Genomic DNA, 14,806 nt, shown 5'->3' with positions numbered 1-14,806 from the left:
GGGGGCCGTTTCAGCCGAGGGCATAGCCGGCCACGATGCCCGCGAACACGGCGAAGCCCAGCCAGTGGTTGAGCCGGAAGGCCTTGAAGCAGCCGTCGCGCGTGCGCCCGCGGATGAGTTGCCAATGCCACAGCGCCTGCCCCGCGGCAACGGCGATGCCTGCGAAGAACGCCACGCCCAGCGAGCGGCTGGCGCCGGCCCAGGCCCAGATAGCCAGGAAGACGGCGTAGCTCGCCATCACCGCCGCGACGTCGAAGCGGCCGAAGGTGATGGCCGAGGTCTTCATGCCGATCTTGAGGTCGTCGTCGCGGTCGACCATCGCGTACTCGGTGTCGTAGGCCAGCACCCAGAACAGGTTGCCCGCGAGCAGCCACCAGGCAAAAGCCGGCACCGAGGCCTGCACCGCGGCGAAGGCCATCGGAATGCCGAAGCTGAACGCGATGCCGAGCACCGCCTGCGGGATCGACACGAAGCGCTTGGCATACGGATAGATCAGCGTGACCGCAAGCGCCGCGAACGATGCGTACACGGTGAGCCGGTTGGTCGTGAGCACCAGCGCGAAGGCGCCGAGCGCGAGCACCGCGCCGACGGCCAGCGCCTCGCGCACCGAGACCGCGCCGCTCGTCACGGGGCGCGCTGCGGTGCGTTTCACATGGCGGTCGAAATCGCGGTCGGCCACATCGTTGACGCAGCAGCCCGCGCTGCGCATCAGGACGGTGCCGAGCACGAACACCGCGAGCAGGTGCCAGCCGGGCCAGCCGTCGGCGGCAAACCACAGCGCGCCGAGCGTGGGCCACAGCAGGAGCAGCCAGCCCGCGGGCCGGTTCCAGCGGATCAGGTCGAGGTACACGGCAAAACGCCCGCGGCGCGGCGCGGGCGTGAGGCCGTGGGGTGCAGGCCGGGTCGTCAATCTTCGAGCAGCGAACGCAGCATCCAGGCGGTCTGGTCGTGCACCGTGCAGCGCGCGGTGAGCATGTCGGCCGTCGGGTCGTCGCCGGCCTCTTCGGCCACGGGGATGAACTCGCGCGCGATGCGCGACACGGTCTCGTGGCCCTTCACGAGGATGCGCACCATCTCCATCGCCTTGGGCGGCTGCTGCGGCACGTCGGGCACGGTGGCGATCTTGCTGAACTCGGCATACGAGCCGGGCGCGTAGTGGCCCAGCGCGCGGATGCGCTCGGCGATCACGTCGGTTGAGCCCCACAGCTCGGTGTACTGCGTCATGAACATGGCGTGCAGCGAATTGAAGTGCGGACCGGTCACGTTCCAGTGGAAGTTGTGCGTGGTCAGGTAGAGCGTGTAGGTGTCGGCCAGCACGCGGCTCAGGCCCTCGGCGATGGCCGCGCGGTCCTGGCGCTCGATGCCGATGTTGATGATCGGCGCATTGCGGCTGCCGGACTCCTGGGCCACGGAGGCGTCGCCCTTCTTGGGCACCTTGCCCGACGAGGAGGATGACGGTGTTTTCTTGGGGGTTTTTGCCATGGCGTGAATCTCTTTCTTCAGGCTTTGAGGGGACTCGTGATTGTGGAAGCCGGCGCGCAGCTTCGCAACAGCGTCACTCTATCCCAGCGATCAACGAATTCGAACGGTGCCGGCGTAGGCAAAGTTCGCGTTCTGCGCACTTCCTATGACAGCCGCTTGACGCCCGGCAGCTCGCAGGCATAGATGGCATTGCGCAGCGCGGCGATCGCCTCGTAGCGCGTGAAGGTGCGCCGCCAGGCCAGCACCACGCGCCGGGTCGGCGGATCACGATCGTTCGCGTCGCGCACCGGCAGGTAGCGCACCATCTGCTCGCTGTCCTTGCGCCCCCTCGCCTTGGGCTTGAGCGCCTCGGCCGGCACCGACAGGCGCGGCACCAGCGTCACGCCCATGCCCGAGGCCACCATGTGCTTGATGGTCTCGAGCGACGAACCCTCGAAGCTCTTGCGGATGCCTTCGGCATTGCTCGAGAAGCGCGCGAACTCGGGGCAGACCTCGAGCACGTGGTCGCGAAAGCAGTGGCCGGTGCCGAGCAGCAGCATGGTCTCGTTCTGCAGTTCCTCGGAGGTGATGGCCTCGCGGTCGGCGAACTTGTGCTTCGCCGGAAGCGCCGCCATGAAGGGCTCGTCGTAGAGCGGCGCCATCGCCAGGCCGGTGTCGGGAAAGGGCTCGGCCATGATCGCGCAGTCGATCTCGCCGGCGCGCAGCATCTCGAGCAGCTTGGCGGTGAAGTTCTCCTGCAGCACCAGCGGCATCTGCGGCGTGCGCGCGATCACCTGGCGCACCAGGTCGGGCAGCAGGTAGGGGCCGATGGTGTAGATCACGCCCAGGTTCAGCGGGCCGGCGAGCGGGTCTTTCCCGCGCTTGGCGATCTCCTTGATGCTCGCGGCCTGGTCGAGCACGCTCTGCGCCTGCTGCACGATCTGCTCGCCGAGCGGCGTGACGGTGACTTCGCCGGCACTGCGCTCGAAGAGCTTGACCTCGAGTTCGTCCTCGAGCTTCTTGATGGCCACGGAGAGGGTCGGCTGCGAGACGTAGCAGGCTTCGGCGGCCTTGCCGAAGTGCCGCTCCCGGGCCACCGCAACGATGTATTTGAGTTCGGTCAGAGTCATAGCTTGCGTCAATTATGCGCAAGGGGCGTGACGGGCGTTCACCAGCAATGGAATCGCCTTGCCGAAGGTCGCAATTCCCGTCGTGAGGTGCGCTATGGCCGCGGCGCCTGCATCCGCAGCAGCCGCGCCGCCTCCTCCGCGCGCGCATCGTCCACCTCGCGCAGCACGGCGCCCACATCGACTGGGCGGTCGTCGCGCTCGAACAACCCCGTCAATTCAGTCTCGGGCCGCAGCAGCCCGCGCTCGTAGAGCTGCCAGATCTCATCGCCGTAGTGCGTGTGCAGCAGCGCGGGTGCGAACTGGCCGAAGAAGTTGCGCAGGTTCTCGACGTCGCGCAGCAGCATGCGCTTGGCGTGGTTGTTGCCCGCCGCATCCACCGCCTGCGGCAGGTCGATGATCACCGGGCCGTCTGCCGCCAGCAGCACGTTGAACTCCGACAGGTCGCCGTGCACCACGCCGGCACTGAGCATGCGCATCACTTCCTTGAGCAGGCTCGCGTGGTGCCGCAGTGCGTCTTCGGGCGAGAAGGCCACGTCGTTCAGGCGCGGGGCGGCGTCGCCGGCGGCATCGGTCACCAGGTCCATCAGCAGCACGCCGTCGAGAAAGTTGTGCGGCGTGGGCACCCGCACGCCGGCCGCGGCAAGGCGGTAAAGCGCATCGACCTCGGCGCTTTGCCAGTTGGCCTCGCTGACCTGACGGCCGAAGCGCGTGCCCTTGGCCATGGCGCGCGCCTCGCGCGAGTTCTTCACGCGCCGGTTCTCGGTGTAGTTGACCGCTTGGCGGAAGCTGCGCTTGTCGGCTTCCTTGTAGACCTTCGCGCAGCGCGTCTCCTCGCCGCAGCGCACGACGTAGACCATCGCTTCCTTGCCGCTCATGAGCTGGCGAACGACGCTGTCGATCAGGCCTTCGTCGACCAGGCCCCGAAGTCTTTGGGGCGTCTTCATGCACGCACCTCGGGCGAAGCCTGGGCGAACTGCCGCGCATGGGCAACATCGATTTCAATCATGGTGAGCCTTGATTCGAAGAGGAACGGGGCGCCTGCGGCATACATCGGCATGGCGCAGGGACGCTGGGTTTGAATCGGCGGCTGGTCGAAGTGCGGGCGACCCCGAGGATCGGACTGCAGGCGGTGCCGGAAGCGCGCGCCCGGCGCAGAGCGCGTCAGCGGCCATCGAATGTAGCGAGGTTCGCGCGGCCTGTGAAGTGCGGGGGCTGCCCGCTCGCGCCGACGCGGCGGCCGAGCTGACGCGCGACCGGAGGGGCGGCGAGCTCAAGCCTTCAGATACTCGGCCTTGGTGCCGAGCCAGCGGTCCACATGCCGCCGGGCGAGTTCGGGATGTTCGTCGAGCATGCGCGGTGCGAGTTCGCGCGCCCAGTCGAGCAGCAGCGTGTCGGTCGTGAGGTCCGCGAAGCGCAGCAGCGGCGCACCCGACTGGCGCGCCCCGAGGAACTCGCCGGGCCCGCGGATCTCGAGGTCGCGGCGTGCGATCTCGAAGCCGTCGCCGGTCTCTGCCATCGCCTTGAGCCGCGCGCGCGCCGCCTCGCCGACCCGGCCGCTGTCGCCCGGCGCGTAGAGCAGCACGCAGGCCGAGGCCGCCGCACCGCGCCCGACCCGGCCGCGCAGCTGGTGCAGCTGCGAGAGGCCGAAGCGCTCGGCATGCTCGATCACCATCAGCGAGGCATTCGGCACGTCCACGCCGACCTCGATCACGGTCGTGCTCACGAGCACATGTATCTCGTTGGCGGTGAAGGCCGCCATCACCGCCTGCTTCTCGGCCGTGGGCATGCGCGAATGCAGCAGGCCCACGTTGACCTGCGGCCCGAGCAGGTCGGCCAGTTCGTCGCGCGTGGCGGTCGCGTTGCGCAGGTCGACCGCCTCGCTCTCCTCGATCAGCGGGCACACCCAGTACACCTGCCGCCCCTGCGTGATCTGCGCCTGGATGCGCGCCACCACCTCGTCGCGCCGGTGCTCGGCCACCAGCTTGGTGACGACGGGCGTGCGGCCCGGCGGCAGTTCGTCGAGCGTGGAGACGTCAAGGTCGGCGTAGTAGCTCATGGCGAGCGTGCGCGGGATCGGCGTGGCGCTCATCATCAGCAGGTGGGGTTCACGCCCGTTGCGCGCCTTGCCCCGCAGGGCCAGGCGTTGCGCCACGCCGAAGCGGTGCTGCTCGTCGATGATGGCGAGCGCGAGGTTGTGGAAGCGCACCTTCTCGGAGATGACGGCGTGCGTGCCGATCACGAGCGCGGCCTCGCCGCTCTCGACCGCGGCGGCCATCGCATCGCGCTCCTTCTTCTTCTGGCTGCCGGTGAGCCAGGCCACGCGCAGCCCGCGCTCGGCCAACAGCGGATCGAGCCAGCCGACCAGCTTGCCGAAATGCTGGGCCGCGAGGATCTCGGTGGGCGCCATGAGCGCGCACTGGAAGCCCGCGTCGATGCAGCGCGCCGCCGCGAGCGCGGCGACCACCGTCTTGCCCGAGCCGACGTCGCCTTGCAGCAGCCGGTGCATCGGCACCTCGCGCTCGAGGTCGCGCGTGATCTCCTCGCCGACGCGCCCCTGCGCCCCCGTGAGGCCGAACGGCAGTACGCCCAGCAGTTCGTCGTGCAGCGAGCCCTTGCCGCCCGCGGGCGCGGCCGCCGCGTCGAGCACCGGTGCGCGCTGCGCCGCCCGCTCGCGCCGTGCCTGCATCTGCGAAAGCTGCTGCGCGAGCAGTTCCTCGGCCTTGATGCGCTGCCATGCCGGATGGCTGTGGTCCTCGAGCGTGGCCATGGCCACGTCGGGCGTCGGGTAGTGCAGGAAGTTGAGCGCGCTGCGCAGGTCCCAGGCGCCGCGCAGCCCGATCTGCACCGGAATGGTCTCGTCGAGCACCGCACGCGCAAGGCCCGAGCGCACCTCGCGGCGCAGCACCGGCTGGGGCAGCCCGGCCACCGTCGAATAGACCGGCGTCAGCGCCTCGGGCAGCGAGGTGCCCGCGGCCTTGACCGTCGGATGCATCATCTGCCGCCCCACGAAGCCGCCGCGCATCTCGCCGCGCACCCGCACGCGGGCGTCGACCGCGAGCTGCTTCTGCTGCGAGGGATAAAAATTGAAGAAGCGCAGCTGGCAGGTGTCGCTGCCGTCGTCGATGGTGGCGATGAGCTGGCGGCGCGGCCGGTACACCACCTCGCATTCGGTCACCACGCCCTCGACCTGCGCCAGGTCGCCGTCGCGCGTGTCGGCCAGCCGCACGATGCGCGTCTCGTCCTCGTAGCGCATCGGCAGGTAGAGCGCGAAGTCGATGTCGCGCACCAGGCCGAGCTTGCGCAGCGCGCGCTGGACCTGGCTCAGGCCGCTGCCCGGCGGGCCGGCTGGCGGCGCCGCCGCCACACCGGCCGCGGCACCCGCAGCGGTGGCCGGGGGCTTTCGGGACGGGGCGGATTTCGCGGACGCGGGCATGGGACAATTCTGCCCGGCTCCGGCCCTCCGCTTTCCCGTTTCCCTTCTTTCCGCCACTTGGCACGGGTCCGTCCGACCCTCAAGCACCATGCGCGACTTCACGCTCTCCGATTTCGACTTCGACCTGCCGCCCGATCTGGTGGCCCAGCATCCCGCGCCCGAGCGCACCGCCTCGCGCCTGCTCGACGGCACCGGCCCCGCGCCGGCCGACCGCATCTTCCGGGACCTGCCTTCGCTGCTGCGCGCGGGCGACCTGCTGGTCTTCAACGACACCCGCGTCGTCAAGGCGCGCCTCTTCGGCGAAAAGCCCACGGGTGGCAAGCTCGAACTGCTCGTGGAGCGCGTGCTGCAGGGAAGAGAGGTGGTCGCCCACATGAAGGTCAGCAAGAAGCCCCCCGTCGGCACCATGCTGCAGATGGCCGGGGGCTTTCGCGCCACGCTGCTCGGCCGCTGGCCCGAGGAGGACGGCGCGCTGTTCCGCTTCGCGTTCGAGAGCGACGCGGGCGAGAACCCCTACATGCTGATGGAGCGCTGCGGCCACGTGCCGTTGCCGCCCTACATCACCCACACCGATTCGGCCGAGGACGAGCGCCGCTACCAGACCGTGTTCGCACGCGTGCCCGGCGCGGTGGCCGCCCCCACGGCGGCGCTGCATTTCGACGAGGCCCTGCTGGCCGCGCTCGAGGCCCGCGGCGTGCAGCGCGCCAGCGTCACGCTGCACGTCGGCGCCGGCACCTTCCAGCCCGTGAAGACCGAGAACATCGCCGAGCACCAGATGCATGCCGAGCGCTACGAGGTGCCCGAGGCCACACAGCGCGCCATCGCCGAGTGCAAGGCGCGCAGCGGCCGCGTGGTCGCGGTCGGCACCACCACCGTGCGCACGCTCGAATCGTGGGCACGCAGCGGCGAGGCCAGCGGCGACACGCGCATCTTCATCACGCCGGGCTTCGCGTTCGCGCACGTCGACCTGCTGGTCACCAACTTCCACCTGCCCAAGAGCACGCTGATGATGCTGGTCTCGGCCTTGGCGGGCTACGAGCGCGTGATGGCGCTCTATGCGCATGCGATCGCCGAGCGCTACCGGTTCTTCAGCTATGGCGATGCCATGCTGCTGGCACGGGCAAACACCCCGAATTGACGATCGATATAATTGCACTTACCAAATGGAGATCGATATGCCGACCGTCACAGTTTCGTCCAAATTCCAGGTAGTGATTCCCCAAGCCATTCGCGAGCAGATGGCCATCGAACCCGGTACACGGTTCAGCGTGGTGCGACACGGCAAGGCCATTGAACTGATTCCCGTTCCCACGTTGCAGGAACTGCAGGCCGAATTGCGTGGAATCCCGACGGAGGTCATCGACGACCCCGAGCGCTTCTGATGGCGCGCGCCCCCGCCAACGCGCCCCTCGGGCCCCTGATCCTGGATTCATCGTGCTGGCTCGAAGTCTTCGGCTCCACCGACCGCGCCAAGCTTTACCAATCCGCGGCAGCAGAGCCCAGCCTGCTGATCGTCCCAGTCGTCATCCTGTATGAGGTCTACAAGACCCTGCGCCGCATTCGCGACGCATCGATCGCATCGCGTGCCGCGGCTTACATGCAGCAGGGTGAAGTGGTGGAGCTTGATGCGGCTTTGTGCCTTTCGGCAGCCGACAACGGCTTGCCATTCGCAGACAGCTTGATCTATGCCACGGCGCTGGCGCGCGGCGCCGCACTTTGGACCCAAGACGCGCACTTCGACGGCCTGCCTGGCGTCAAATATTTTCCGAAGCCCTGATGCTCTCCTTCGAACTCCTCAAGACCGACCCCGCAAGCCACGCGCGGCGCGGCACGCTCACGCTCAACCACGGCGTGGTGCAGACCCCGATCTTCATGCCCGTGGGCACCTACGGCACCGTCAAGGGCGTGATGCCGCGCAGCCTCGAGGAAATGGGCGCGCAGATCATCCTGGGCAACACCTTCCACCTCTGGATGCGCCCGGGCCTCGACGTGATGGCGAGCTTCGGCGGGCTGCACGGCTTCGAGAAATGGAGCAAGCCCATCCTCACCGACTCGGGCGGCTTCCAGGTCTGGTCGCTGGGTGCGATGCGCAAGATCAGCGAGGAGGGCGTGAAGTTCGCCTCGCCGGTCAACGGCGACAAGCTGTTCCTCACGCCCGAGGTCTCGATGCAGATCCAGACCATCCTCAACAGCGACATCGTGATGCAGTTCGACGAGTGCACGCCCTACGACACCCAGGGCCACATCACGACCGAGGCCGAAGCGCGCATCTCGATGGAACTGAGCCTGCGCTGGGCCAAGCGCTGCCAGCACGAGTTCGCGCGGCTCGAGAACCCGAACGCGCTGTTCGGCATCGTGCAGGGCGGCATGTTCGAGAACCTGCGCGAAGAGTCGCTCGCGGCGCTGGTCGAGATGGACTTCCCGGGCTACGCGATCGGCGGCGTGAGCGTGGGCGAGCCCAAGGAAGAGATGCTGCACATCATGGGCCACACGCCGCACCGGCTGCCCGCGGACAAGCCGCGCTACCTCATGGGCGTGGGCACGCCCGAGGACCTGGTGCAGGGCGTGGCCGACGGCGTGGACATGTTCGACTGCGTGATGCCCACGCGCAATGCGCGCAACGGCACGCTCTTCACGCGCTTCGGCGACCTGAAGATGCGCAATGCGCGCCACAAGAGCGATCCGCAGCCGATCGACCCGAGCTGCAGCTGCCATGCGTGCGCGGGCGCCTCGGGCGTGAGCTGGAACGACGGCGGGCGCGAGGGCTTCAGCCGCGCCTACCTGCACCATCTCGACCGCTGCGGCGAAATGCTCGGGCCGATGCTCACGACCATCCACAACCTGCACTACTACCTGAACCTCATGCGCGAGGTGCGCGAAGCGCTCGAGGCGGGCACGTTCGGCGAATTCCGCGCGCGCTTCAAGGCCGACCGGGCGCGCGGGGTGTAGGCACGCACCGATTCACTTGGGCAGCCGCATCCGCTACGCTGGTGCCATGACCCAAGGCGCAACCACTCCCTCCTCCACCACGTACACCGCCCGCTACCCCTCGCTGGCGGGGCGCACCGTATTCATTTCGGGCGGCGCGAGCGGCATCGGCGAAACGCTGGTGCGGGCCTTCCACGCACAGGGCGCGAAGGTCGGCTTCTGCGACATCGACGCCGCCGCTGGCGACGTGCTCGCCAACCAGCTGCGCGGTGAGCACCCGGCGCGCTTCGTGGCCTGCGACGTGACCGACACCGCCGCGCTCGCCGCCGCCATCGCTTCCGTGCGCACCCAGTTCGGCCCCGTCGGCGTGCTGCTCAACAACGCGGCCAACGACCGCCGGCACGACATGGCCGACGTGACCGACGCCGATTTCGACCGTCTCGTGGCCGTCAACTTCAAGCACCAGTTCTTTGCCGCACAGGCGGTGGCCGACGACATGCGCGCACTCGGCGGCGGCTCGATCGTCAACTTCGGTTCGATCAGCTGGATGATCAAAGACCCCGGCTATCCGGTGTACCAGGCCTGCAAGGCCGCCGCGCGCGGCCTCACGCGCTCGCTCGCGCGCGACCTCGGCAAGGACGGCATCCGCGTCAACACGATCGTGCCGGGCTGGGTGATGACCGAGCGGCAGCTCAAGCTCTGGGTCAAGCCCGAGTCCGGCGCCAAGATCGAGGCCGCGCAATGCCTGCCGGGGCGCCTGATGGCCGAGGACATCGCCGCCATGGCGCTGTTCCTGGCTGCCGACGACTCGCGCATGTGCACCGCGCAGGATTTCGTGGTCGACGCCGGCTGGACCTGAACCGCGCCGTCAGGCAGCTTGGGGCGCTGCGCCGTCCGCCGCGGCCGCCGTGCCGCAGGCGTGGCAGAACCGCGAGAACGCGCTCTTGCGGCTTTGGCAATGCCCGCAGTGGTCGAACAGGCCGATGCCGCAATGCGGGCAGAAATCGATCTCGGTGTTCTTCAGGTCCACCGGCCGCTCGCAGCCCGGGCACACGTTCTTGGCCAGCCGCGCGAGCGCGGTGTCGTAGCTGAGCTCCTGGCGCCGCACCGTGTCGGGCTGCTGCTCGGCCGCCTTCTGGCGCGCAAGGTAGCTGTTCAGGGCAACGATGGCATAGCGCCCCACGAGCGCCGTCACCACGATGCCCACGATGTAGCGCACATAGCCGCCGTAGCTCGGCAGGTAGGGCACCAGCTCGACGAAGAAGGCGAACAGCGCGAACAGGATGAAGCCCCAGGCAAAGGGCCAGTAGGTGCTCTTGCGCTTCTTCACGAACAGCCAGCCGGCCACCACCAGCAGCGGCAGCGTGAGCGCCAGGCGGTAGCCGAACACGCGCAGCTCGACGCGGCGGTACTCGGCCTCGAGCTTCTCCTGCGCCGCCCGTTCGAGCACCGCGAGCGACTCGCGCGCCCGCTCGTCCGCCTGCCGCGCGTCGAGCGCGACCTGGCGCTGCACGTTGAGCTTGCGCTGGGCCTCGTCTTCCTTCTGCTTGAGCGCATCGAGCGCGCGGGTGCGCGCGATCAGCTCCGGGTCCTGGTCGGGCTGGGCGGTGGCGCGGCGCGTGGCGATCCAGTTGCCGAAGGTCTCGCGCGCGTTGGCGCTGGCCTGGCGCGCCATGTTGAGCTGCAGTTGCGCCTGCTCGAGTTCGCGCGAGGCGACCCGCTCGGCCTCTTCCGATGCCTTGATCGCGTTGCGCAGCGGCTCGGCCGCGGGCCGGTCGATGAAGTCGTCGAGTTCGAGCGCGCGCTCGACCTGCGGCAGATCGCCCACCAGCGTACCGCCGAGCCCGATGAGGAAGCTCGCGAACACCAGCGCCACGAGCCAGAGCCCGCGGCGAAACCATTTCTCTGAAAGGCGCAATGACTTGCTCATTTGTTTTTCCTCGTTCTTGCTTTTCGGATATGCAGCGCCGCGGGTCAGAGCCCGAGCACGGTGGGTGCCGCGGCGAGCCCCGCGCGCGGCAGCCATTCGAACACCGAATCGACCGTGACCGTCTCGATGCGGTCCGAAAAGCGCTTCTCGTTCGGATGGTCGTCGAAGGCCACGTTGGCCGAGCCCACGCGGCCGCCGAGCCGGGCGAGCGGCCCGAGCCGCAGCGTGGTGGGCGCGTAGCCCTTGAACTGGAGCCAGGCTTGGGCGTGCGACCGGCTCGCGATGGTCGCGGGCTCCATGGCCGCGGCCAGTGTCTCGATCGCCCACTGGTTCGACTGCTGGTACTTCTGGCCCCAGGCGTAGCCCACGATGCTGTACGGCGCGATGTTCATCCGCGTGATGCGCCCCGCCGGCGCCTGGAGCACCGCCAACAGCTGTGCCTGCACCTGCGGCGTGGGCACGGCCCAGGCTGCCTCGTAGCGCCAGGGGTCGTCGAGGAAGAACTCGCCGAGCCCCTGCCGGTAGACCGCGGCCACGGCCGTGCCGCACTGGTTGAGCTTGTGCACCACGCGCCACGGACCGGCGTCGGTCTTGTAGGCGATGCCCATGTGCGAATAGCGCAGGCCGTACTTGCCCAGATCCTGCCCGGCGCGGGCGAGCAGCACCACGCGGGCGCCGCTGGCGTCGAGCCGCTCCGAGGTGCGCGCGGCCAGCTGCAGGCCCTGCACCAGCATCGCGGTGGTCGGCTTCACCTCCTGGCACGAGCGGCCGGCCTGCGCCTGCAGCGGCAGCCCGATCGCGAGCACCAGCGGCAGCAATGCGCGAAAAGCAAGCGGCTTCATGACAGCTTCTCGTTGTGCAGCAGCGCGCGGCCGATGGCATTGGGCACGAAGGCCAGCACCTCGCCCGCGGCCGAGATCACCGCGCCGCTGCCGATCGCGGTCACGAGCACGCTCGTGCCGACTGCGGCCGAGACGCCGCCGGCGGCGCGGCCCGCGACCTTGATGCTGGCACGCGCACCGTCCGATGCGCGCTCGAGCAGGTAGACGGTGCCGTCGACCGCAGCCTCCACGGCCAGCACCGTCAGCACCGAGCCGCCGACTGAGAGCGCGGCGGGCAGCGCGACCACCGCGGTGGCCGAGGCACCCACGGCCGAAGCGGCTCCCACCACCGACGCCACGGGCATCAACGAGAGGGCCGCGGACGCCTCGGACGCACCGTCGTGGGCCTGGGCATGCAGGGGCAGCGTGGTGCCGGCGAACAGGGCGCTGGCGGCCAGTAGAAAGGTAATCATCGACTTTTTCATGGCGGTCTTTCGTGGCTTCATTCGGCCGCCGTGAGGGCTTCGGCACGGGCGGCGCGGCGGCCCTGCAGGCGCGCTTCGATCAGGTCGGCCTCGTGCCGGTCGCGCAGCGTCTTGGCGAGCGTGAAGGCCGCGCTGATGAGGAACAGCCAGCTCACGCCGAGAAAGGCCTTGTAGGTCTCGTTGATCTCCATGCGCAACAAGCCCCAGCCCGTGAGGCCCATGGCGGTGAAGAAGCTGCCCCAGACCACCAGGCGCCACATCGGCACGTCGCGGCCGGCGGCCGCATCGTCCTTGGCATGCTGGCTGTCGCGCACGAACTTGGCCAGCATGAAGGCGGTGCTGAGGCAGAACACGTAGCCCATCACCATGAAGGCCCGGTCCAGCGCCTCGCCCGGCAGCCAGCTCAGGCCGGTGGCGCAGAGGAACACGGCGATCGCGAACGAAGCCCAGACCTGGAGCTGCCAGGCCCGCGTGTCGCGCTGGATCGAAACGGTGGAAGAAGGGGTGGTTTGCATGAAAGCCTCGCGGCGTAGTGAAGGTGAGCGAATGATGGTTCGCTCCCGCACCGCGGGGCTCTAATTCTTCGACCGGTCCAGGTTTTGTACGCCGGTAGTATCGCCAGAAGATACTTTTACCCGGCGGCCAGCAGCCCGCTCACGCGCTGCTGCAGCGCCTCGGGCCGCACCTCGTGGGCGGCCACGGCAGGGCCGACGCGCAGGCCGACGCGGCTGAAGAAGCCGCGGCGAAAGGGCTTGGCCATGGCCACGTTCTGGCCGCCGCGCAGTTCGATGCGGCTGAAGTACGAGCCCCAGAGGTTGGTCAGCGCCATCGGGATCACCGGCGGCTCGATGCCCTCGGCGCGCGCACCCTCGACGATCTTCATCACGCCGCCCTTGAACGGCTGCAGCGTGCCGTCGCGCGTGATGGCGCCCTCGGGAAAGATCGCGAGCAGGTCGCCTTCGCGCAGGACGGCCAGCGCCTTGGCGAACGCGGCCTCATAGGCCGCGGCGTCTTCCTTCTGCGGCGCGATCGGGATCGCCTTGGCAAGCCGGAACAGCCAGCCGAGCACCGGCACCTTGAAGATCCGGTGGTCCATGATGAAGCGGATCGGCCGCGGGCTCGCAGCCATCAGCAGCACCGCGTCGATGAAGCTCACGTGGTTGCACACCAGCACCGCCGCACCCTCGGTGGGAATGTGCGCGTCGCCCTGGATGTCGAAGCGGTAGACGAAGCGCGACAGCACCCAGGCCACGAAGCGCAGCAGGTATTCGGGCACCAGCAGGAAGATGTAGAACGCCACCACCGCATTCGCGATGCCGGTGAAAAGGAAGATCTGCGGGATCGTGAAGCCGGCGCCGAGCAGCGCGCCCGCGATCACCGAGCTGCCGATCATGAACAGCGCATTGAGGATGTTGTTGGCCGCGATGATCCGCGCGCGGTGCGTGGGCTGACTGCGCAGCTGGATCAGCGCGTACATCGGCACGCTGTAGAGGCCCGCGAACAACGACAGCAGCGCGAGGTCGGCCATCACGCGCCAGTGCGCCGGCTGGCCCAGGAAGGCAGCGAGCCCCATGCCGCCCGACGGCGGCAGCCCGCGCGAGGCGAAGTACAGGTCGATCGCGAACACGCTCATGCCGATGGCGCCGAGCGGCACGAGGCCGATCTCCACCTGGCGGCGGCTCAGCGTCTCGCACAGCAGCGAACCGACGCCGATGCCGACCGAGAACACCACGAGCAGCAGCGAAGCCACCTGCTCGTCGCCGTGCAGCACTTCCTTCGCGAAGCTCGGGAACTGGCTCAGGAACACCGCGCCGAAGAACCACATCCACGAAATGCCGAGCAGCGAGCGGAACACCACGATGTTGCCGTGCGCGAGCTTCAGGTTGCGCCAGGTCTCGCTGAACGGGTTCCAGTTGACCACCAGCCCCGGGTCGGTGGCGGGCACCGGCGGCACCCCTTGCGCCGTGGCGCGCCCGACCAGCGCGAGCAGCACACAGGCCACGGCCACCGCGGTGTGGCCGACCTGCGGCATCGCCACCAGCAGCCCGCCCGCGACCTGGCCCAGCAGGATCGCGACGAAGGTGCCCATCTCGACCATGCCGTTGCCGCCCGTGAGTTCGCGCGCGTCGAGCACCTGCGGCAGGTAGGCGAACTTGACCGGTCCGAACAGCGTGGAATGCAGCCCCATGAGGAACACGCAGCCCAGCAGCATCACTGCGTCGGCGCGCACGAAGCCCCAGGCGGCGATCAGCATGATCGCGATCTCGAGGTTCTTGACGAAGCGGATCATCTTCGTCTTGTCGAACTTGTCGGTCAGCTGGCCGGCCGTGGCCGAGAACAGCAGAAAAGGCAGGATGAACAACGCGCCAATCGCCAGGCCCGCCATGGCGGGCGGCATCCAGCTCAGCTGGAGCTGGTAGGTCACCATGACGGTGAAGGCGAACTTGAAGAGGTTGTCGTTCGCCGCGCCCGCGAACTGGGTCCAGAAGAAGGGCGCGAAGCGCCGCTGCCCAAGAAGCGCGAACTGATTGGCATGGGCGTTCGCTTCGGGCGCCACGGGAACGGCGGTGGCACCAGCAGCAGCAGCAGCAGCAGCGGGATCGGTCATTCGACGGTTT

At 68.8% G+C, this 14,806-nt stretch carries 15 protein-coding genes; 5 read left to right on the top strand and 10 right to left on the bottom strand.

From position 1 onward, the window contains the following. Positions 1-10: 10 nt before the first annotated feature. From ubiA to recG, 5 genes are all read right to left on the bottom strand, one after another. Positions 11-910, bottom strand: a complete 900-nt coding sequence (gene ubiA, locus AC3A6J_RS16045) for a 4-hydroxybenzoate octaprenyltransferase (protein WP_487860960.1) — start codon at positions 908-910, stop codon at positions 11-13. After that, on the bottom strand, positions 907-1,482 hold the full coding sequence (locus AC3A6J_RS16040; protein ID WP_487860959.1) for a Dps family protein: 576 nt from the start codon (positions 1,480-1,482) through the stop codon (positions 907-909). The genes ubiA and AC3A6J_RS16040 overlap by 4 nt, the downstream gene beginning before the upstream one ends. A gap of 143 nt (positions 1,483-1,625) precedes the next feature. Beyond that, on the bottom strand, positions 1,626-2,591 hold the full coding sequence (locus AC3A6J_RS16035; RefSeq protein ID WP_487860958.1) for a LysR substrate-binding domain-containing protein: 966 nt from the start codon (positions 2,589-2,591) through the stop codon (positions 1,626-1,628). A 92-nt stretch (positions 2,592-2,683) separates the two neighbouring features. Then, positions 2,684-3,535 carry a PA4780 family RIO1-like protein kinase gene (locus AC3A6J_RS16030; RefSeq protein WP_487860957.1) on the bottom strand — a complete coding sequence of 284 codons (852 nt, stop codon included), beginning with the start codon at positions 3,533-3,535 and terminating at the stop codon, positions 2,684-2,686. Positions 3,536-3,861: 326 nt separating this feature from the next. Continuing rightward, positions 3,862-6,024, bottom strand: coding sequence for an ATP-dependent DNA helicase RecG (gene recG / locus AC3A6J_RS16025; RefSeq protein WP_487860956.1), 2,163 nt, complete (start codon positions 6,022-6,024; stop codon positions 3,862-3,864). Between the two features lie 88 nt (positions 6,025-6,112). Between recG and queA the strand changes: the two genes are divergently transcribed. The 5 genes from queA to AC3A6J_RS16000 are packed head-to-tail and all read left to right on the top strand — an operon-like array spanning position 6,113 to position 9,811. Further along, the gene (gene queA / locus AC3A6J_RS16020; protein WP_487860955.1) at positions 6,113-7,162 is read left to right on the top strand and encodes a tRNA preQ1(34) S-adenosylmethionine ribosyltransferase-isomerase QueA; all 1,050 of its coding nucleotides are present in this window, start codon (positions 6,113-6,115) and stop codon (positions 7,160-7,162) included. Between the two features lie 37 nt (positions 7,163-7,199). Beyond that, positions 7,200-7,406, top strand: a complete 207-nt coding sequence (locus AC3A6J_RS16015; protein WP_487860954.1) for an AbrB/MazE/SpoVT family DNA-binding domain-containing protein — start codon at positions 7,200-7,202, stop codon at positions 7,404-7,406. After that, positions 7,406-7,801: a PIN domain-containing protein gene (locus AC3A6J_RS16010; RefSeq protein WP_487860953.1), complete on the top strand. Its 396-nt coding sequence runs from the start codon at positions 7,406-7,408 to the stop codon at positions 7,799-7,801. The genes AC3A6J_RS16015 and AC3A6J_RS16010 overlap by 1 nt, the downstream gene beginning before the upstream one ends. Then, the gene (gene tgt / locus AC3A6J_RS16005; RefSeq protein ID WP_487860952.1) at positions 7,801-8,973 is read left to right on the top strand and encodes a tRNA guanosine(34) transglycosylase Tgt; all 1,173 of its coding nucleotides are present in this window, start codon (positions 7,801-7,803) and stop codon (positions 8,971-8,973) included. Before AC3A6J_RS16010 ends, tgt begins: the two co-directional genes overlap by 1 nt. Positions 8,974-9,019: 46 nt before the next feature. After that, positions 9,020-9,811, top strand: coding sequence for an SDR family NAD(P)-dependent oxidoreductase (locus AC3A6J_RS16000; protein ID WP_487860951.1), 792 nt, complete (start codon positions 9,020-9,022; stop codon positions 9,809-9,811). Between the two features lie 9 nt (positions 9,812-9,820). Here AC3A6J_RS16000 and AC3A6J_RS15995 read toward each other — a convergent pair whose 3' ends face one another. The 5 genes from AC3A6J_RS15995 to AC3A6J_RS15975 all read right to left on the bottom strand — a co-directional run bounded on the left by AC3A6J_RS15995 (position 9,821) and on the right by AC3A6J_RS15975 (position 14,796). Then, entirely contained in the window at positions 9,821-10,882 is a 1,062-nt protein-coding gene (locus tag AC3A6J_RS15995) for a serine endopeptidase (RefSeq protein WP_487860950.1), read from the bottom strand. Between the two features lie 44 nt (positions 10,883-10,926). Then, a complete protein-coding gene (locus AC3A6J_RS15990) occupies positions 10,927-11,724 on the bottom strand; it encodes a DUF2145 domain-containing protein (protein WP_487860949.1) in 798 nt (265 codons plus the stop codon). Then, a complete protein-coding gene (locus AC3A6J_RS15985) occupies positions 11,721-12,188 on the bottom strand; it encodes a hypothetical protein (protein ID WP_487860948.1) in 468 nt (155 codons plus the stop codon). Before AC3A6J_RS15985 ends, AC3A6J_RS15990 begins: the two co-directional genes overlap by 4 nt. Before the next feature lie 17 nt (positions 12,189-12,205). Next, on the bottom strand, positions 12,206-12,703 hold the full coding sequence (locus tag AC3A6J_RS15980) for a YiaA/YiaB family inner membrane protein (RefSeq protein ID WP_487860947.1): 498 nt from the start codon (positions 12,701-12,703) through the stop codon (positions 12,206-12,208). A 116-nt stretch (positions 12,704-12,819) separates the two neighbouring features. Next, entirely contained in the window at positions 12,820-14,796 is a 1,977-nt protein-coding gene (locus tag AC3A6J_RS15975) for an MFS transporter (protein ID WP_487860946.1), read from the bottom strand. Positions 14,797-14,806 lie beyond the last annotated feature (10 nt).

The sequence above is a fragment of the Variovorax sp. Soil_C_39 genome (assembly GCF_057656815.1).
Note: the sequence above shows the minus strand (reverse complement) of the source record. Positions and strands in the feature narration are given on the sequence as shown.